Raw genomic sequence first — 17,173 nt, 5'->3', positions numbered from 1 at the left:
GTGTTCGATGCCCATTTCCACATCTTCGACCCGCGGTTCCCGCTGGCCGAGAACGAGGGCTACCTGCCCGACCCGTTCACTATCGCCGACTATCGAAAGCGTATGTCGCGCTTCGATGTCGGTGGCGGAGCCGTGGTCAGCGGATCCTTCCAAGGCGCCGATCAGAGCTACCTGAAGGCGGCACTGACACAGCTCGGCGAGGGATGGGTCGGCGTCACCACGTTGGACCCCGATGCCACCGATACGGAAATCATCGAACTCGACCGGATCGGTGTGCGGGCACTGCGGTTCAACGTCAAGCGCGCGGCCGCCGATATCACCGCGATGACCCTGCTCGCGCTGCGTGCGCATGAGCTCGCCGGTTGGCATGTCGAGGTCTATATCGACGGCACCATGCTCACCTCCCTGCAACCGGTGATCTCGAAGCTGCCCGCGCTCTCCATCGATCACCTCGGCATGTCCGAGGAGGGCCTGCCCTACCTGCTGGATCTGGTCGATCGCGGGGCGCGCGTGAAGGCGACCGGTTTCGGGCGGGTGCAGATGAATGTGGCCGATACGCTGCGCCGTATCCACGCGGTCAATCCCGAGGCGCTCATGTTCGGCACGGATCTGCCGGGCACCAGGGCGGGGCGGCCCTTCGAGGACTCCGACGTCGATCTGATCTGCGATGTGGTCGGCACCGATATGTTCAGGGTGCTCGAGGACAACGCGCGCGCGTTCTATCGACTGCCCGCCCGCGAACGGGAGATTCCGGTCGATCCGGCCCCCACCCTGCCGATCCACCGCACCGAGCAGCCAACGCTGCCGCTGCGCCGCGATGAATTGCCGAAACTCGAAGCGGCGGACACGATCCCATTCCCCGCCATCGAATGAGCCGACCGGCCGGATGGGGCGAATGGTGGCCTCGAGGCCATCCGTCAGGGGCCGGGCCAGCACCAGCGAGAGCGTGTCTCCTATATGCGGGTCCAGGTGATGCCGCGGGCAGGACGACGGCGGCGGACCCCGGAGGAGGGGCGCCCGCATAGCCCTGCCCGAGCGTGGCGCTGAGCCAGAGCCCGGCACGCGAGGCCGGCAGCCTGTCGTACGTGCAGCATCCGCGACACCGTGAGTCGAGATCGGAGCGATTGATGAAGGCAGTCCGTTTCAACCAATTCGGGGGTCCGGAGGTCCTCGAGATCGTGGATCTCCCCGATCCGCATCCGAGTCCCGGCCAGGTCCGGATTGCGGTGCGCGCGGCCGGCGTCAACCCGAGCGACTGGAAGAAGCGCAGGGGTCTGATGGATGGGGAGCTCCCGCAGACCATCGGCTACGAGGCGGCGGGCGTCGTCGACGAGGTCGGCGAGGGCGTTGCGGACGTGGTCGTCGGCGATCGCGTGTTCGGCTTCTCCGCCGAGGGGGCGGCCCAGGCCGAGCTGGCGGTGCTGTCCCACTATGCGCCGATCCCGCCGTCGCTCGACTTCCCCGGCGCTGCCGCGCTGCCGGCCGCGATCGAGACGGCCATGCGCGCGCTCGACCAGCTCGGCGTCGGGAGCGGCGGCACGCTGCTCATCAACGGCGCCTCCGGAAGCGTTGGCAGCGCGGCGGTTCAGCTCGCCGTGGTGCGCGGTGCGCGCGTAATCGGCACCGCCGGTCCGGCAAACCACGAGTACCTTCGCTCGCTGGGTGCCGAACCCGTTGCCTACGGCGAGGGCATCGTCGAGCGGGTTCGCGCGCTTGCTCCCGACGGCGTCGACGTCGCGCTCGACGTCGCCGGGAGCGGCGTCCTGCCCGAGCTCATCGAGCTCGCGGGCGGCCCGGAGCACGTCGTGACGATCGCCGACTTCGGTGGCGCGCAGGAGCACGGGGTGACGTTCAGCAGCGGGGACGCTGGCCGCGCAATCCACGCGCTCGCCGAGATCGGCGAGTTGATCGAGTCCGGACGCTTCTCGCTCCCGGTCGCACAGACCTTCGCGCTCGCCGAGATCGCGGAGGCGCACCGCGTCAGCGAGGACGGTCACGTGCGCGGAAAGCTCGTGCTGGTGGTGGGCTCTCCGCTACGCCCACGAACAATCCGACCACGGGGATAGTTGCGGACAGTCGAACTGGACTGCCGTCGCTCCGTCTTCAGGTAGGCGCGCGGTGGCTCGTCCACGGCCCACCGACAGCGGAGCGCGTGGCCTTGAAGCCCGGTTCGAGGTCCAACGCATCGATCAATGTCGGATCCTCGTCGATGGCATGGCTGAGATGCCCGATCCTGCCCTCGTCGCGGGCAGCGGTTGGCCCGATGAGCTGCCACAGTTCGTCGCTGGGATGAATTCGGCTACGCCACTATCGCGCCGACAACCCAGACCCCCGTCGCCAGCAGCGCCCCGAACAACTCGATCAACATCGAAAGGCCGACACCCTCGAGCGTGTGAACTGTTGCCTGCCAAGCCTGTTGGTTCTCACTGGCAGGATGAACGCTATGCGCTTCACCGTCCCCACCGTGATATTGATGATGGCGGCAGTCCTGCTGACAGGATGTTCTATACCGGCGCAAGGACCCGACCAGGCCGAGCGTGACAGCTGGTCACGCGTGATCGAGTTTGCCATCCGGGCGCTTCCGGGGGTGGTCGATGCGTCACATTGGTTCGATTACGAGGGCAAGTCCCGCACGTACGCATCCCGACTCTTCGTGCGCCTGGAGGATGGCGCCACACCGGACGAGGCCGCGTCCGTGGTGCGTGCCATGGGCGCCCAGCAGCTTCCGCCGCGCTACCAAGGCGACCAGACCGAGGTCAACATCGACCGGATGACGGACTCTTATTCTGCGTATTGGCGGTTCGGTCGGGACGTGAGCAGGGAAGCGAACTCGGCCCACACCTGGGCGAGACTCTGGGCCCCCGGCACACAGGTGGGCTGGAGGTCACGCGGCATCGACGTAGACAAGATGAGCAACGCCATCGGCGTTGCAGCGGGCTCCGAGGCCGAACCCCACCGTGCCACCGCGGCGATGCGCCGAATCATCCAGGACTTCCCCGAACTGGCATCCAACCATTGGACGGTGTCCACCGTTCCTGTGGAGAACGGGCTCAACAATCACTCGAGACTGGAACCCGGGTGGCTCAACACGGACCCCCCCATCCCGCACGGCCGACCCCGCTTCCCGTCCAATGGTGAACTCGAGATGTGGGAGTGGTTCCTGACCGATCAACCCACCCCATTCTTCGTCGAGATATCCGTATACGAACCGCCCGGCAAAGCAGGCCGCACCCTGGACGTCGCGATACACCCTCCTGTCGGAAAGCAACTCACCGCTGCGCAGGCAACACAACTCGCCGAACGGCATCTTCCCTACTTGGCCCAGCCCGGTGCCGTGGTCGACTACACGATCGAAACACGCAACGGCCCCGCTTTTGCGGTCTTCATCGGCGGTTGCCAGCCATCCTGGCGCGATGTTTTACCGGAGTCGAAGGCCTACGCGAGTCAGTACGAACGCTGCTAGGCCGTGTTTAAGAAGTTGAGAGCCAGATGTTGATGGCGGCGATTTCGACGGTTGCTTTGTATCGGACCGCGAGCTTGTCGAATCGTGTTGCGACGGCACGGTTCTGTTTGAGCAGGTTGATGCCGCATTCGACGGCATGGCGCTGTTTGTAGGTGTCCTTGTCGAAGGCCGGCGCTCGCCCACCGGCCGAGCCTTTCTTGCGGCGGTTGGCGGCCTGGTCGACCTTCACCGGGATAGTCGCCTTGATACCGCGCCGCCGCAAGTAGGCCCGGTTGCCACGGGAGCTGTATGCCTTGTCCGCCAAGACCCGGTCGGGGCGGGTCCGCGCCCGCCCCGAGCCGACGCGCGGCACGCTGATCTGCTCGAGCACGACCTCGAACTGTGGACTGTCACCACGCTGACCAGCGGTGATCACCACCGCCAACGGCTTTCGTCCCTGCTCGCACGCCAGATGTGTCTTGGTGGTCCATCCGCCACGCGAGCGGCCCAACCCGTGATCGTCGGGCTCGGGATCATCCCCGGTGCACGGCGGTTCGGTCTGTAGGTCCCCCTTTTCCGCGCACCAGCGGCATGCTGGTGCGCTCGCGCGATCGTGGAATCGACGCTGACATCCCAGGCGATCCGGCCTTCGGAGTCGGCGAGCGCTTGCAACGCCGACAGAATCCGGGTCCACACCCCGGCGCGCTGCCACCGTCGAAACAGCCCGTACACCGATTCCCACGATCCGTAGCACGCCGGCACATCCCGCCATGGCGACCCGACCCGGACTCGCCACCGAATCCCGTCAATGAGCTGCCGTTTCGTCCACTTCGGCGGGCGACCGGACTTCTTCCCGACGGGCAGCAACGGCTCGATCGCCACCCACTGCTCCTCGGTCAAGTCCGCCCGCCTCGTTGCTACGCTGATCACGAGGTCTCCGGTGTTCTGGTTCGTCTTGGTAAACAAACCATTTACCGGAGACCTCGCCCATTCCCAGTAAACGACACACCATGCCCGACAAGCGCTTTCACACCCGCGCGACCAACGCGAACCTACTTCTTAAACACGTCCTAGTGCCGCGTCAGGCAACCTTCGGTAGGTAATCCGGGTGCCGGATCTTGGAGCTCACTCGGCACGAATACCAGTTCCACCCGGGACACTGCTCTGACGAACACATCCGGCTTCCGGGCCACCGGCCATCACCTCCACCGGCAGCATTTCCGGTCACCGGCCCCTGATCAATTCGCCACCCCGATTACCGCAGCAACCTATCTGGACGAGGCACTAGTGTCGTGCGCCAGAAATTCTGCCCTTAAGTTATCGAGTTGATTGTGTTGATGTGGTGGGGTTGATTTTCGCGAGGTAGTCGGCGAGAGATTTGAGGATCTCGTCGGCTGTTTTCGTCCAGGTGAACGGGCGCGGGTTGTCGTTCCAGGTGTCGATCCAGTCTTTGATGTCGTCTTCGAGGGCTTTGACCGAGGTGTGGACGCCGCGGCGGATGAGTTTGTCGGTGAGTAGGCCGAACCAGCGTTCGACCTGGTTGAGCCAGCTGGATCCGGTTGGGGTGAAGTGGATGTGGAAGCGAGGGTGGCGAGCCAGCCATGCCTTGACCTCGGCGGTGTTGTGGGTGGCGTAGTTGTCGCAGACCAAGTGCACGTCGAGTTCGACTGGAACGGCCTTGTCGATGGTGATCAGGAATTTCTTGAACTCTCGCGCGCGGTGGCGGCGGTGCAGTTCGCCGATGACGCTACCGTCGGTGATGTTGAACGCGGCGAACAGGCTGGTGATGCCGTGGCGCAGGTAGTCGTGGGTGCAGCGCTCGGGCGTGCCCGGCATCATCGGCAGCACCGGCTGGGAGCGGTCCAGGGCCTGGATCTGACTCTTCTCGTCGACGCAGAGCACAACAGCCTTCTCGGGCGGATTGTGGTAGAGCCCAACGACATCGACTACTTTCTCCACGAACAGCGGGTCGGTGGACAGCTTGAACGAGTCCTGCAGATGCGGCTTGAGATCGAAGCGTTTCCAGATCCGCCCGATCGTCGACTTCGACAGCCCGCTGCGTTCGGCCATCGACGCCCGTGACCAGTGGGTGTCCTTGCCCGGGGTCGACTCCAAAGTCGTGATGACCACGTCTTCGACCTGGTCGAGCAGGATCGACGGCGGCCGGCCCGGCCGTGGCTCGTCGGACAACCCGTCCAAGCGGTCGGTGATGAAACGAGCCCGCCAGCGGACCACGGTCTTTTCGTCCACACCGAGGTCGGCCGCGACTTGCCTGTTCGTCGCCCCCTCGGCGCAAGCCAGCACGATCTTCGCCCGCATTGCCAGATACTGGGCCGTCTTGGCCCGGCGCGCCCACGAAATCAGTTGCACGCGTTCGGCATCGGTCAACATCAACTCCGCCTTCGGTCGCCCCTCGCGACCCCGGTCCAACAGCCCATCCAACCTCTTGTCGGCGAACTTGCGCCGCCATCTCGCCACCGTCACCACCGCGACACCGATCTGCCGGGCCGCACCAGCATTCGACATGCCATCAGCACACGCCAGCACGATCCGGGCCCGCTCGGCCTCACGCCGATCCGGCGACTCCGACCTGCACACCAACTCGGCACGCTCGTTGGCGGACAAGGTGATCTCAACAGCAGAAGGTCCACGATGCGGCACAAAAACAGGCTACTAACTTAAAGACTGAATTTCAGGCGCGACACACTAGGACGTGCGCGAGGAGTGCCTTTGAGAGCGAATGGATTTCGCCCCGTGTCGCAGCCCTGGCGTCGGGATGAACTCGGCTACGCCACTATCGCACCGATAACCCAAACCCCCGTCGCCAGCAGCGCCCCGAACAACTCGATCAACATCGAAAGCCCGACACCCTTGAGCGCGTGAACTGTTGCCTGCCAAGCCTGTTGGTTTTCACGCAGGCGCTGAAGTTCCGAAAGGTAGACGCCGAGAACGAAACCCACGAACAGGCCGACCACCGGGATCACGAAGAAACCGACGATGCCGAGGACCGCCCCGAGGAAAAGGGCCCGGTTGGAGACACCCGCATCCTTCATCTTTCGGCCGGGCCAGGTGTATTTGATGATGCCCGATAGCACAAGGAACGCGGTACTGACGGCGAAAACGGTCCACGCGGTCGCACCGCCCTCGACGAACGCCCAGACCGCGATCGCACCGAAGATCAGGATGACACCGGGGAGTATCGGGACGATTATCCCCAATAGCCCCACCAGAATTACCAGGCCGACAACGACCTCACCCCAAGCTGACACTGCCGGTCCCTCCGCTTTTCCGCGTCCTGTCACGCTGTTGTGTTCGATCGGCGGCGCCCCCGGGGCCCTCCGTGATTACGGAGGCTACCGCCTCCGTGTCCGTTGCTCTCGCCACCCGGATTCTGGCCTACTTGTCGGTTCGGTGCACGGGGACGGTTCCGGGTGGGGGTTCGGCGTTATTGTCGTACTGTCAATACAGCCTCGGGGACGGCCCCGGGGAGCACCGCAATCCCGGTGCGCTGGATCAACGACGAACCGAGGTAGGGCGTGAGCACACCATCCACCGCCACAGGATTTACCCACCCCGCCGGCTCCGCCGGCGGCCATCCCCCTCGGCAGGGCCCGCTCGCGGGCATCAAGGTCATCGAGCTGGCCGGAATCGGTCCGGGTCCGCATGCGGCACTGCTGCTCGCCGACCTCGGCGCCGATGTGGTGCGGGTGCAGCGGCCGAATATGCTGCCCGGTTTCATGGAGCGGCCGCAGTGGCGCGGACGCACCATCGTCGAGGCGAATCTGAAGGATCCGGCCGATATCGAGAAGGTGCTCGCACTCGCCGAGAAGGCCGACGTGCTGATCGAGGGCTTCCGCCCCGGCGTCACCGAGCGCATAGGCCTCGGCCCGGACGCCGTACTCGCGCGCAACCCACGTCTGGTCTACGGCCGGATGACCGGCTGGGGTCAGGACGGGCCGCTGGCCGATCGCGCCGGACACGACATCAACTACATCTCGCTGACCGGTGTGCTGCACGCGATCGGACGCAAGGGTGAGCGGCCGGTGCCGCCGCTGAATATGGTCGGCGACTTCGGCGGCGGCTCGATGTTCCTGGTGTTCGGCATCCTCGCCGCACTGGTCGAGCGGCAGAGCTCCGGTAAGGGGCAGGTCATCGATTCGGCGATGATCGATGGCGCGCTTGCCCTTTCGCACATGATCTGGGGCATGCGCGGTATGGGCCTGTGGTCCGATGAGCGCGGCACCAACCTGCTCGACACCGGTATGGCGTTCTACGACACCTACGAAACCTCCGACGGCAAGTACATGGCGGTCGGCGCGATCGAACCCCAGTTCTACGCGGAACTGTTGCAGGGCTTGGAGATCGACCCCGAGGGTCTGCCGATGCAGCTCGACCCCAACGGTCAGGATCAGCTGAAGAAATTGTTTTCGGAGAAGTTCAAGACCAAGACCCGCGACGAGTGGGCCGCGATCTTCGACGGCACCGACGCCTGCACGACGCCGGTACTGACTTTCACCGAGGCCGAACAGAATCCACACATTGTCGCCCGCACCGGGCTGATCGAGATCGACGGCGTCGTCCAGCACGCGCCGGCGCCCCGCTTCTCGCGTACCCCAACCGGCACCCCGACCCCGCCGCCCAATGCGGCGACGCCGATCGAATCCGTTTGGGCGGATTGATATTTCGCCGCCAGCATCGCCCACTAGTGGCGGGTCCACTCCGGTTGGGCGAAGTGGGCGATGCGGGCGGCGGCGGGGTCTCGGTCGAGAAGGACGACTTCGCGGAACTGCCAGAGCATTGCGCCGGTCGGGGCATGGATCGTCATATTTTCCGCCAGGCGCATTTGGAGTAGGCCGGGGCCGTCGGGGGTCGGCGATGCCGGGTTGTCGTGGAGATCGCGCTGGCGGACGGCCTCTTTCGGGTGCACCCAGTGCGGCACATCGTCGGCGGCCAGCCTGTCGAGGTCGACGAAGTGCACGGAGTGGACCTCGTCCGGGCTGGGGTGCAGGGCCGAGGCGTCCGGCAGGGCGGCAACGATGGGCGTGATGGCGAATCCGGAGGTGGCCGGGAAGTCGTCCAGGCGGCCGAGCAGGTCGTCCGGGGTCGCGGTGAGGCCGAGCTCCTCGTGTAGTTCCCGGATCGCGGCCTGTTCGACGGTTTCACCTGCGTCGACGCCGCCGCCCGGCAGGCCCCACTGCCCCGCGTTGCGGCCGCGGTAGGCGCGTTTGATGACGATCACCGATAGTGGGCCGTCGAGCTGATCGACCACGCAGAGCAGAACCGCGGCGCGGCGCAGACCGGGCGCATCCGGGACCTCGATATGCGGGAACCGGCGCAGCCGGGAACTCGCCAGGTCACGGAAGTCATTGATGCTCGCGGGGACACGCGGTCCCGTAGTGGGGCCCATCCTTCGATCTTGCCCCCACCTCCGGCGTCGGGCGAACCTCGCGATCACCCAGCTGAATCGTCCGAGACCGCGAGATGCGCGAACCTGTGCACTCTCGCGGCGGTTCGACGATCACCTCGTGGCACGTACCGAACCTTCCGTTGCCGGGCTGGCGGCATCGGCGACACCGCGGGTGACCAGTTTGGCGATGCGAGCGATCAGGGTGCGCGGTCGGCGGGGCATCAGGTGAGCCGAGGCGAAGTTTCCGACGCCGGGGACGACGTAGCCCCTATTGCGTTCGAGAGCGCGCAGGGCCGAGCGGACCACCTGTTCGCTGCTGCCCATGGGTGCACCGATGGCGGCCTTACGGGTGCCGACCACATCGAAGAACTGGGTCTCGGTCGGGCCCGGGCAGACTGCGAGAACTTTGATGCCGCGGTCGCTGTATTCACTCCACAGGGACAGGCTGAAGTTGAGCACGAAGGTCTTGCCCGAGGCGTAGGTGGCGAAGTATGGCGCGGGCTGGAAGGCAGCGGTCGAGGCGACGTTGACGATTTCGCCGCGGCCGCGCTCGAGCATGGCGGGGATCAGTCGGCGTGTAAGACCGGCCAGGGCAACGACATTGACCATCAGTTGGTCCTGTTCCCGGTCGGCGTCGAGCTCCTCGAAGCGGCCCGCGCTGCCGAAGCCGGCGTTGTTGACCAGGATGTCGACCGAAAGTCCTCGGGTGAGGAGTTCATTCGCGATCCGGGCGGCCGCGTCGGTGGCGGTGAGGTCTTGTCCAATGACGTCCACCCGGACGCCGTGACGGTTACGCAGTTCGGCGGCAAGGGATTCCAAGCGGTCCAGTGAGCGGGCGACGAGCACCAGGTTGTCACCGCGGGCGGCGAGCTGAGCGGCGAATTCGGCGCCGATACCGAACGAGGCGCCGGTGATGAGGGCGGTCTTTCCAGAGTGGGTCATGGCTGGCTCCTTCGATTGTGTGCAACACAAGAGTAGCCATATTTCCATGAACTGCAACATCAATGTTGCAGATAATAGAGAAACGGCTGCTCAGGTGTATTATCTTGAGAAGATCTGAGCGAAGAGGAGCCCATGCCGCCCACATCAACGCGACCACTGCGCGCCGACGCCGAACGCACCGTGCGCGCCATCCTCGATGCCGCTGAGCGGGTACTGAGCGAAAACCCCAACGCGACGCTGGAACAGATCGCCGAGGCCGCGGGAGTCGCGCGAACCACCGTGCACCGGCGCTTCGCCAACCGCGAAGAACTGGTACGCACGATGGCGGTCAACGCCTGGCGGCGAATCGACGCGGCCGTCGACGCCGCCCGACCGCAGACCGCGCCGCCGATGGTCGCCTTGCACCAGGCCACCGCCAATGTCATCGAGATCAAATACGGCACCGCGTACGCGCTCGATCGCGTCGATGAGACCGACCCCGAGATCGCCGAATTAGAGGCGAACGTCCTCGCGAAATGCGATGCGGCCCTTGCCCGCGCACAGGCGGACGGCATCATCGCCGCGGACGCGAACCTGGTCTGGGTGCGCCGCGTCTATATCGCGCTGATCACTGAAACCGTGCACGGGAATACCGAATTGGACGGCACATCCGACCCGGACACTCTCGCGAGCCGCGTCATCGACACCCTCCTCGGCGGCGTCGGGCCGGTGCGAGGTCGATAGCGGCCGAGTCACCGCGATCGGCAATCCACAGACGGCTCGGAATCAGCTCGGGCGCAATAGATCTCGACAGCAGTCGGGCCGACGTCAGTAGCAGGTGAGAGGCTGGAGTGGGTCGGCGGCACGGGGCGTCAGTGCCTCGTAGGCGGCGGCGATCGATTTGACCGCCAGCTGCAATTCGGGCTCCGGGTGGGTGAAGGGCAAGCGGATGAAACGTTCGAAGGCGCCCTGGACGCCGAATCTCGGTCCGGCGGCGAGCAATACGCCGTGATTGGGGGCGGTGGCGGCGAGTGCGGTCGAGACCGGGGCCGGCAGTTGGGCCCAGACGGACATGCCGCCGTCGCCGATGATCACGCGCCAGTCCGGGAGTTCCTCAGCGAGGGTGGTGAGCAGGGCCGCACGCTGGGAGCGGAGCTGGTCGCGGCGGCGGGTGAGGATGGTGTCGGCGTTCTCCAGCAGGTGGATGGTGGCCAGCTGGTCCATGACCGGGGTACCCAGGTCGACGGTGGAGCGGATGCCGAGGAGTTTGGTTATCAATGTTTGGTTCGTGCGTATCCAGCCGACGCGCAGACCACCCCAGAACGACTTCGACGCCGAGCCGATGGTGATGATCTCGCTGCCCTTGGCGAAGGCCGCGACCGGCGGCGGGGCCGTCCGGTCGGTCAAGCTCAAGTCCACCATCGACTCGTCGATGACCACGGTCATCCGGGTTTCGCGGGCGATGGCGGCCAGTTCGGCGCGGCTGTCGGCATCGAGCAGCAGGCCGGTCGGGTTGTTGAAATCCGGCACCAGGTAGGCCAGGGTGGCCGCGGTTTGCCTTGCGGCGCTACGGATTCCGTCGAGATCCCAGCCGGACGCCGGGGTTTCCGGACGCAGCGGCACCGGCACCGGGCGGGCACCGACGTCCCGGATCGCCTCGATGGCATTGGGATAGGTCGGGTGGTCGATGAGCACCCGGGCCGCGGGTGCGGTGAGCACATTGAGCAGCAGGCGCAGGCCGTGCTGGGCGCCGAGAGTGACCAGGATCTGGTCCGGTTGGGTGGGCAGACCACGCTCGGTGTAGCGGCGGGCCAGTGCCTCACGCAGTGCGAGCACGCCGACCGGATCCATGCCGTGCGTGCCGAGGTAGGCCGGAATGCCCTGCAGTGCAACGGAGTACGCCTCCTGCATCTCCATGGGCGCGGCCATCGCGGCGTAGGTCATATCGACGGTCGGCAGTTCCGGTTGCGCCATCAGGGCCAGAATGCTGCGGGCGGGTTTGGTACCGTCGTGCTGCACATCGCGCGGGAGGGCGACGGTGCTGCGCGAGCCCTGGCGACTGATCAGATAGCCGTGTTCGCGCAGCAGGCTGTAGGTCGAGGTGATCGTGGTGCGACTGACGCTGAGGGTTGCGGCGAGGTCGCGCTCACTGGGCAGGGCGACGCCGAGCGGCGCGCGACCGTCGTGAATGAGCAACCGGATGCCTTCGGCGAGGGCCAGATACGCCGGGCGCGTCGAGCGGCGCTCGCCCGGTTCGCCATTCTCGTCCGCACTGCGCCAGGACCCCAGATCGCGGGCAAGGCTGGCGGCACCGATCACTCTTGTCGACATAAAGTCCAGTATTAGCCAAGTGGATATTTAATGGCAAGGCCAGTGCGCGCACGCTTGCTGGTATGACCGCCGTCGCCACGCTGCTCGTGATCACCTTCTTCGCATATCTCGTCCACCGCTACGCACCGAAACACCCCGACGAGATATTCCACCTCAACCGGTTCCGCTCGCCCGACCCGCTGACCGACTGGTCGCCGTCTTACTACGAAAACCAGCGCCAATACACGGATCTCGCCGCGATCTACGGCCGCAACGACGTGCCGGATCCGGATGCGGCGGCCCTCACTCGGCCCGAACGGACCGCGCGGCGGCCGATCTCGAACCCCAGTTGCGGAGCCGTAAAGCCGACGGTCGGTGGATTCCAGGCCAGTTTTTGAGAACTGGACTGGCCTGCTCGAAGATGTCGGACCCGGCGTGCACACTGACCCGTATGAGTGCTTCCGCTCGCCCGGTCACCGGGTCGGCGCTGTTCGACACCGCGATCGGCACCTGCGCGATCGCCTGGACCGACGGCGCCGTATTCCGGTTCCGGTTGCCGGAGGCGAGCCCCGCCGCGACGCGGACCAGGATCATGCGGCCGAGCAGCCGCATTCCGGACGCCGACGAAATCCCCGAGGCCGCGCCCACCGGTCCGATCGCCGACGCCATCACTCGCATCCGGGCACACCTCGCCGGAGAACTCGACGATCTGCGCTGGATCCCGGTGACCACCAAGGGAATTCCGGAATTCCACCGCGCCGTCTATAAGGTGACCCGCGCCATCGATCCGGGCCACACCCTCAGCTACGGTCAGGTCGCCGACCGCATCGGCGCCCCCGGCGCGGCCCAAGCCGTCGGACAAGCCTTGGGCCGCAACCCGATCCCGCTGATCATCCCCTGTCACCGAGTCCTCGCCGCCGACCACACCCTCACCGGCTTCTCCGCCCCCGGCGGCATCACCACCAAACAACGCCTACTGGAAATCGAACGCACCCCAGGCTTCGGCGAACCCACCCTGTTCTGACCGCGCTCCGGCGAGCTACACCCTCGACCGCCGTATATCTCTGCCGGTATCATTGATATACGACTAGATATCAAGGGGTTTGCACATGACTCGGACTGTGATCGATCTCGATGATCAACTGGTGGCCGACGTGTCGAAAACGCTGGGTACCAGTACGAAAAAGGACACGGTGAACGCGGCGCTTCGTGAAGTGGTGGAGAACCGGCGGCGTGCTCTTGCGCTGATACGTCTACAGGATGCCGTCGCCGACGGCGCCTTCGATATGGATCTACTCGAGGACAAGCGGAACTACCGTCGGTGAGCGCCGCCCAATTCCTGCTCGACACCAGCGCGTTGGTGCCGATCATGAAACAGGATCCGGATGCCTTCGCTTGGCAACGGGCAGCAGCGGCCGGGCTGATCGCGGTGTGCCCGATCGTCGAGCTCGAGTTCTTCTACTGTGCACGTTCCGCGGCCGACCGGAACCAGACCGTTGAGGACATGCGGATGCTGTTCGGCTGGGAACCCATCGACGATCGGGCCTACGACCGCGCCTGGGAGGTTCAAGCGGAGCTCACCGAGCGGGGACAGCATCGCAGTGCGGGTCCGGTCGACCTCGTCCTCGCAGCCACTGCGGAGTTACGCGGACTGACCTTGCTGCATCGGGATCACGATTTCGACTGCATCGCCGCGGTGACCGGTCAACCGCACCAGTGGCTGGGCTCCCAGAAGACCATCGATCGGGCATAGTCGGGGTATGACCGATAACCGACCGGCGCTTGCTGTCGCACTCGATCTGGAGCCGCATCCCGAGGGTGGGTGGTATCGGCAAACCTGGCGCAGCGCTGTGGAATTCACGCCGGAGGGCTACCCGGGGCCGCGGGCCAGTGCGACCGCGATCTACTTTCTGCTGCTGCCGGGCGAGCAGTCGGCGGCGCACACAGTGCTCTCGGATGAGTTGTGGCTGTGGCATCGGGGTGGGCCGCTGGTGCTCGACATCGGGGGCGAGGAGGTTGTCCTCGGGCCCGATGTCGAGCACGGGCAGGTATTGCAAGCCGTGGTACCGGGCGGGGTCAGTCAGGCCGCGCGTCCGGCCGACGATCACTATGTGCTGGTCAGCTGCATAGTCGCGCCAGGATTCGACTTCGAGGATTTCCGGCTGGACTGATTCGGCCGGTTAGCGCCGCGCAACTCGCGGCCTACTCGGCGACCTCGAGAACGCCCTCGTCGACAGCCCACTTGATCGTCTTCTCCAGTTGCGCACAGGTTTCCGGCCGCCCCGGGCCATAGCCCTGCGCACTGAGCTGGGCGAAGACCGGGCAGCGCGCGGCCGGATTCTCCGTCCACTGCACCGAGGTCTGGTGCGAAGAACTCTTGCGCACCAGCACCTCACTCTGGCAGGACTGACACCGCAACGGCGTCAGTCCCTCCTCCAGATAGCGCTGCTTGTCGACCACGGTCTGGGCCCGCACCGCATCCCGCCGCGCCGGTTGGTCGGCGAAGTCGGGTGCTTTCGCCCAGGTTGCCGCCATCAGACTCCCGCTTCCGCTTCCGTTTCCCGCTTGCGCCGCAGGTTTTCGGCGACCTCGGCCTCCCAGGCCTCATTCGCCTTGGTGGTATCCACCTCGAACTCGAAGCGCTGAGTCATCTTCTCGGTCACGTCGGCCAGGTCGACATAGAACTGGTCGTACCAGCGACGCAGCTGATAGACCGGCCCGTCCTCCTCACAGAGCAACGGATTATCGACCTTGGACTTGTGCTTCCAGATCTCCACATCCTGCAGGAAGCCGACGCTGATGCCCTCGGTCATCTTCGCGGCCAGCTTGTCGGCCATCTCGCCGTCGACACCCTTCGGCTTCTCCAGCGAGACACCCCATTGCAGGACGAAGGAATCCTGGGTCACCGGATAGTGGCAGTTGATCAGGACGCTCTTGACCTCGTATCCGCTGTAGATATTGACCAGCGGATTGATCATGTACGACGGCCCGAAGTAGGACGCCTCGGACTTCAGCAGGGTGTCGCCGCCGTACTTGGAAGCCATGCCGATATCGGGGCGGCCCTTGGTCTCCAGGAACTGGGTGGCGATATGCCCCTCGAAAACGTTCTTGAAGTACGTCGGGAAGGCGAAGTGGATGTAGAAGAAGTGGGCCATATCCACCACGTTGTCGATGATCTCGCGACAGTTCGCGCCCTCGATCAACAGGGAGTTCCAGGTCCAGTCGGTCCACCCGCTGTCCAGCTGTTCGCTCGGGTTGCCATCCGCATCGGTGTACGGTCCGACAATGTGCGGAATGGTCACCTCGGGCGGCGGCTGACTGCCCTCGACATCGTGCCAGACGAACAGCTGTCCGTTGCGCTCCAGCGTGGTCCACTTGCGGGTCCGCGCCAGCGGGGGCACGCGCCGCGCATAGGGAATCGCCGTGCACTTACCGTTGGTGCCCGACCAGCGCCAGTCATGGAACGGGCAGGCGATATCGCCGTTCTTGACCTCGCCCATGCTCAGGTCGCCGCCCATATGCCTGCAGTAGGCGTCCAGCACCCGCAGTTCGTCATTGCTGTCGACCCAGACGACGAGCTTGGTGCCGAACACCTCGACCGCGTGTGGCTTGCCATCGCGGAACGTCTTCGTCACACCGAGGCAATGCCATCCCCGCGCATAGCGGGTGGGCGCGGAGCCCACATCGAGCTCGCGGACCTTCGCACCGCTCCCCTGTGGGGTAACTGCCATCGCGATTCCTCCTCCTTCTGTACTAGAACACGTTACAAAAATGTCGCGTTCCACGCCAGCGATTCGGCCGACCACCTGCGAATCGGTGACGTACGCCCCTTATGGTCACCCGTTCTCGACATAAATAAGAACCTGTTCTAGTCTCAGAGGCAAATGAGTACCGGTTACCAATCCGACCAGGCAGGAGCGGGTCCCGCGATGACGCAAGAAGTGACCGAACGGGTCGAAGCACTGTTGCCGACGCTGCGTGAGCGAGCGCAGGAGGCCGAGGACCTGCGGCGTATCCCCGACGAATCGATGAAGGCACTGCAGGAGACCGGATTCTTCCGCCTGCTCCAGCCCAAGCAGTGGGGCGGACATGCGGCCGACCCGGTCGTCTTCTACGACACCGTCCGCAAGCTCGCCAGCGCATGCGGCTCCACCGGCTGGGTGGCCGGCATCGTCGGCGTGCACAACTGGCACCTCGCACTGTTCTCGCAGCAGGCGCAGCAGGATGTGTGGGGCGAGGACGACGAGGTGCGCATCTCCTCGTCGTACGCTCCGATGGGTGCGGGCACCGTCGTCGACGGCGGCTACATCGTGAAGGGTGCGTGGGCTTGGTCCTCGGGCTCCGATCACGCGACCTGGGCGGTGCTCGGCGGTCCGGTGATCAAGGACGGCAAGCCGGTGGACTTCGGCAGCTTTCTGATCCCGCGCACCGACTATCGCATCGATGACGTGTGGAACGTGGTCGGCCTGCGCGGCACCGGCTCCAATACCGTTGTTGTGGAAGACGTTTTCGTGCCGTCGCACCGGTTTCTCAGCTTCCGCGCGATGAGCGAGCTGAAATCCCCCGGCCTGGACCAGAACACCGATCCGGTCTACAAGATGCCGTGGGGCACTATCCATCCCACGACCATCTCCACGCCGATCGTCGGCATGGCCTACGGCGCGTACGCCGCCCATGTCGAGCACCAGGGCAAGCGGGTGCGCGCGGCCTTCGCGGGCGAGAAGGCCAAGGACGATCCGTTCACCAAGGTGCGCGTGGCCGAGGCCTCCAGCGATATCGATGCGGCCTGGCGTCAGCTGTCGGGCAATGTCGCCGACGAATACGCGCTGCTGGTCGCGGGCCAGGAGATTCCATTCGACCTGCGGGTCCGGGCCCGCCGCGACCAGGTGCGCGCGACCGGCCGCGCGATCGCATCGATCGATAAGCTCTTCGAGGCCTCCGGTGCCACCGCACTCGCGAACGGCACTCCGCTGCAACGCTTCTGGCGTGACGCGCACGCCGGTCGGGTACACGCGGCCAACGATCCCGAGCGCGCCTATGTCATGTACGGCACGCACGAATTCGGGCTCCCGGTTACCGACGGCATGGTCTAG

General features: G+C 65.4%; 19 protein-coding genes. 11 read left to right on the top strand and 8 right to left on the bottom strand.

Annotated features, from left to right (window positions below; translation table 11 throughout):
- The 3 genes from ACQP1G_RS03175 (at window position 1) to ACQP1G_RS03165 (ending at window position 3,463) form a co-directional block, all read left to right on the top strand.
- A complete protein-coding gene (locus ACQP1G_RS03175) occupies window positions 1–873 on the top strand; it encodes an amidohydrolase family protein (RefSeq protein ID WP_433198158.1) in 873 nt (290 codons plus the stop codon).
- Window positions 874–1,127: 254 nt separating this feature from the next.
- On the top strand, window positions 1,128–2,066 hold the full coding sequence (locus tag ACQP1G_RS03170; RefSeq protein WP_433208095.1) for an NADP-dependent oxidoreductase: 939 nt from the start codon (window positions 1,128–1,130) through the stop codon (window positions 2,064–2,066).
- A 377-nt stretch (window positions 2,067–2,443) separates the two neighbouring features.
- The gene (locus ACQP1G_RS03165; protein WP_433198156.1) at window positions 2,444–3,463 is read left to right on the top strand and encodes a hypothetical protein; all 1,020 of its coding nucleotides are present in this window, start codon (window positions 2,444–2,446) and stop codon (window positions 3,461–3,463) included.
- A gap of 7 nt (window positions 3,464–3,470) precedes the next feature.
- On the opposite strand, the gene ACQP1G_RS03160 is transcribed toward ACQP1G_RS03165, so the two are convergent.
- The 3 genes from ACQP1G_RS03160 to ACQP1G_RS03150 form a co-directional block, all read right to left on the bottom strand.
- Window positions 3,471–4,369, bottom strand: a protein-coding gene (locus tag ACQP1G_RS03160) for an IS5 family transposase (RefSeq protein ID WP_433208092.1) whose coding sequence is annotated in 2 segments (ribosomal slippage) — window positions 3,471–3,962 and window positions 3,965–4,369 — 897 coding nt in all. Because the reading frame shifts where the segments join, the coding sequence is not laid out codon by codon here.
- A 390-nt stretch (window positions 4,370–4,759) separates the two neighbouring features.
- Window positions 4,760–6,067, bottom strand: coding sequence for an IS630 family transposase (locus ACQP1G_RS03155; protein ID WP_433191736.1), 1,308 nt, complete (start codon window positions 6,065–6,067; stop codon window positions 4,760–4,762).
- Window positions 6,068–6,228: 161 nt separating this feature from the next.
- On the bottom strand, window positions 6,229–6,711 hold the full coding sequence (locus tag ACQP1G_RS03150) for a DUF456 domain-containing protein (RefSeq protein WP_433198154.1): 483 nt from the start codon (window positions 6,709–6,711) through the stop codon (window positions 6,229–6,231).
- Between the two features lie 354 nt (window positions 6,712–7,065).
- On the opposite strand from ACQP1G_RS03150, the gene ACQP1G_RS03145 reads away from it, so the two are divergent.
- Window positions 7,066–8,121, top strand: a complete 1,056-nt coding sequence (locus tag ACQP1G_RS03145; protein WP_433208089.1) for a CaiB/BaiF CoA transferase family protein — start codon at window positions 7,066–7,068, stop codon at window positions 8,119–8,121.
- 23 nt (window positions 8,122–8,144) lie between these two features.
- On the opposite strand, the gene ACQP1G_RS03140 is transcribed toward ACQP1G_RS03145, so the two are convergent.
- Entirely contained in the window at window positions 8,145–8,849 is a 705-nt protein-coding gene (locus ACQP1G_RS03140) for an NUDIX hydrolase (RefSeq protein ID WP_433198152.1), read from the bottom strand.
- Between the two features lie 111 nt (window positions 8,850–8,960).
- Window positions 8,961–9,791: an SDR family NAD(P)-dependent oxidoreductase gene (locus ACQP1G_RS03135; protein WP_433198150.1), complete on the bottom strand. Its 831-nt coding sequence runs from the start codon at window positions 9,789–9,791 to the stop codon at window positions 8,961–8,963.
- A 132-nt stretch (window positions 9,792–9,923) separates the two neighbouring features.
- On the opposite strand from ACQP1G_RS03135, the gene ACQP1G_RS03130 reads away from it, so the two are divergent.
- Window positions 9,924–10,514: a TetR/AcrR family transcriptional regulator gene (locus ACQP1G_RS03130; RefSeq protein WP_433198148.1), complete on the top strand. Its 591-nt coding sequence runs from the start codon at window positions 9,924–9,926 to the stop codon at window positions 10,512–10,514.
- Between the two features lie 84 nt (window positions 10,515–10,598).
- On the opposite strand, the gene ACQP1G_RS03125 is transcribed toward ACQP1G_RS03130, so the two are convergent.
- Complete coding sequence (locus tag ACQP1G_RS03125; protein ID WP_433198146.1) at window positions 10,599–12,101, bottom strand: PLP-dependent aminotransferase family protein; 1,503 nt, start codon at window positions 12,099–12,101, stop codon at window positions 10,599–10,601.
- Between the two features lie 62 nt (window positions 12,102–12,163).
- Between ACQP1G_RS03125 and ACQP1G_RS03120 the strand changes: the two genes are divergently transcribed.
- The 5 genes from ACQP1G_RS03120 (at window position 12,164) to ACQP1G_RS03100 (ending at window position 14,251) form a co-directional block, all read left to right on the top strand.
- Entirely contained in the window at window positions 12,164–12,478 is a 315-nt protein-coding gene (locus ACQP1G_RS03120) for a hypothetical protein (RefSeq protein WP_433198144.1), read from the top strand.
- A 53-nt stretch (window positions 12,479–12,531) separates the two neighbouring features.
- Window positions 12,532–13,104 (top strand): methylated-DNA--[protein]-cysteine S-methyltransferase, encoded by a 573-nt coding sequence (locus tag ACQP1G_RS03115; RefSeq protein ID WP_433198142.1) that lies wholly within the window; start codon window positions 12,532–12,534, stop codon window positions 13,102–13,104.
- 85 nt (window positions 13,105–13,189) lie between these two features.
- Entirely contained in the window at window positions 13,190–13,405 is a 216-nt protein-coding gene (locus tag ACQP1G_RS03110) for a type II toxin-antitoxin system VapB family antitoxin (protein ID WP_433198140.1), read from the top strand.
- Entirely contained in the window at window positions 13,402–13,833 is a 432-nt protein-coding gene (locus ACQP1G_RS03105) for a PIN domain nuclease (RefSeq protein WP_433198138.1), read from the top strand. The genes ACQP1G_RS03110 and ACQP1G_RS03105 overlap by 4 nt, the downstream gene beginning before the upstream one ends.
- 7 nt (window positions 13,834–13,840) lie before the next feature.
- On the top strand, window positions 13,841–14,251 hold the full coding sequence (locus ACQP1G_RS03100; RefSeq protein WP_433198136.1) for a cupin domain-containing protein: 411 nt from the start codon (window positions 13,841–13,843) through the stop codon (window positions 14,249–14,251).
- Window positions 14,252–14,282: 31 nt separating this feature from the next.
- On the opposite strand, the gene ACQP1G_RS03095 is transcribed toward ACQP1G_RS03100, so the two are convergent.
- Window positions 14,283–14,615, bottom strand: coding sequence for a hypothetical protein (locus tag ACQP1G_RS03095; RefSeq protein ID WP_433198134.1), 333 nt, complete (start codon window positions 14,613–14,615; stop codon window positions 14,283–14,285).
- Window positions 14,615–15,811, bottom strand: coding sequence for a Rieske 2Fe-2S domain-containing protein (locus ACQP1G_RS03090; protein WP_433198132.1), 1,197 nt, complete (start codon window positions 15,809–15,811; stop codon window positions 14,615–14,617). The genes ACQP1G_RS03095 and ACQP1G_RS03090 overlap by 1 nt, the downstream gene beginning before the upstream one ends.
- 198 nt (window positions 15,812–16,009) lie before the next feature.
- Between ACQP1G_RS03090 and hsaA the strand changes: the two genes are divergently transcribed.
- A complete protein-coding gene (gene hsaA, locus ACQP1G_RS03085; protein ID WP_433198130.1) occupies window positions 16,010–17,173 on the top strand; it encodes a 3-hydroxy-9,10-secoandrosta-1,3,5(10)-triene-9,17-dione monooxygenase oxygenase subunit in 1,164 nt (387 codons plus the stop codon).

Source organism: Nocardia sp. CA-107356 (genome assembly GCF_050946365.1).
GTDB lineage: Bacteria > Actinomycetota > Actinomycetes > Mycobacteriales > Mycobacteriaceae > Nocardia.
Note: the sequence above shows the minus strand (reverse complement) of the source record. Positions and strands in the feature narration are given on the sequence as shown.

Coding starts and splice junctions, on each gene's coding strand:
- ACQP1G_RS03140 (WP_433198152.1), bottom strand. CDS start 8,849: ATGGGCCCCACTACGGGACCGCGTGTCCCCGCGAGCATCAATGACTTC.
- ACQP1G_RS03100 (WP_433198136.1), top strand. CDS start 13,841: ATGACCGATAACCGACCGGCGCTTGCTGTCGCACTCGATCTGGAGCCG.
- ACQP1G_RS03120 (WP_433198144.1), top strand. CDS start 12,164: ATGACCGCCGTCGCCACGCTGCTCGTGATCACCTTCTTCGCATATCTC.
- ACQP1G_RS03125 (WP_433198146.1), bottom strand. CDS start 12,101: ATGTCGACAAGAGTGATCGGTGCCGCCAGCCTTGCCCGCGATCTGGGG.
- ACQP1G_RS03170 (WP_433208095.1), top strand. CDS start 1,128: ATGAAGGCAGTCCGTTTCAACCAATTCGGGGGTCCGGAGGTCCTCGAG.
- ACQP1G_RS03095 (WP_433198134.1), bottom strand. CDS start 14,615: ATGGCGGCAACCTGGGCGAAAGCACCCGACTTCGCCGACCAACCGGCG.
- ACQP1G_RS03110 (WP_433198140.1), top strand. CDS start 13,190: ATGACTCGGACTGTGATCGATCTCGATGATCAACTGGTGGCCGACGTG.
- ACQP1G_RS03165 (WP_433198156.1), top strand. CDS start 2,444: ATGCGCTTCACCGTCCCCACCGTGATATTGATGATGGCGGCAGTCCTG.
- ACQP1G_RS03115 (WP_433198142.1), top strand. CDS start 12,532: ATGAGTGCTTCCGCTCGCCCGGTCACCGGGTCGGCGCTGTTCGACACC.
- ACQP1G_RS03135 (WP_433198150.1), bottom strand. CDS start 9,791: ATGACCCACTCTGGAAAGACCGCCCTCATCACCGGCGCCTCGTTCGGT.
- ACQP1G_RS03130 (WP_433198148.1), top strand. CDS start 9,924: ATGCCGCCCACATCAACGCGACCACTGCGCGCCGACGCCGAACGCACC.
- ACQP1G_RS03090 (WP_433198132.1), bottom strand. CDS start 15,811: ATGGCAGTTACCCCACAGGGGAGCGGTGCGAAGGTCCGCGAGCTCGAT.
- hsaA (WP_433198130.1), top strand. CDS start 16,010: ATGACGCAAGAAGTGACCGAACGGGTCGAAGCACTGTTGCCGACGCTG.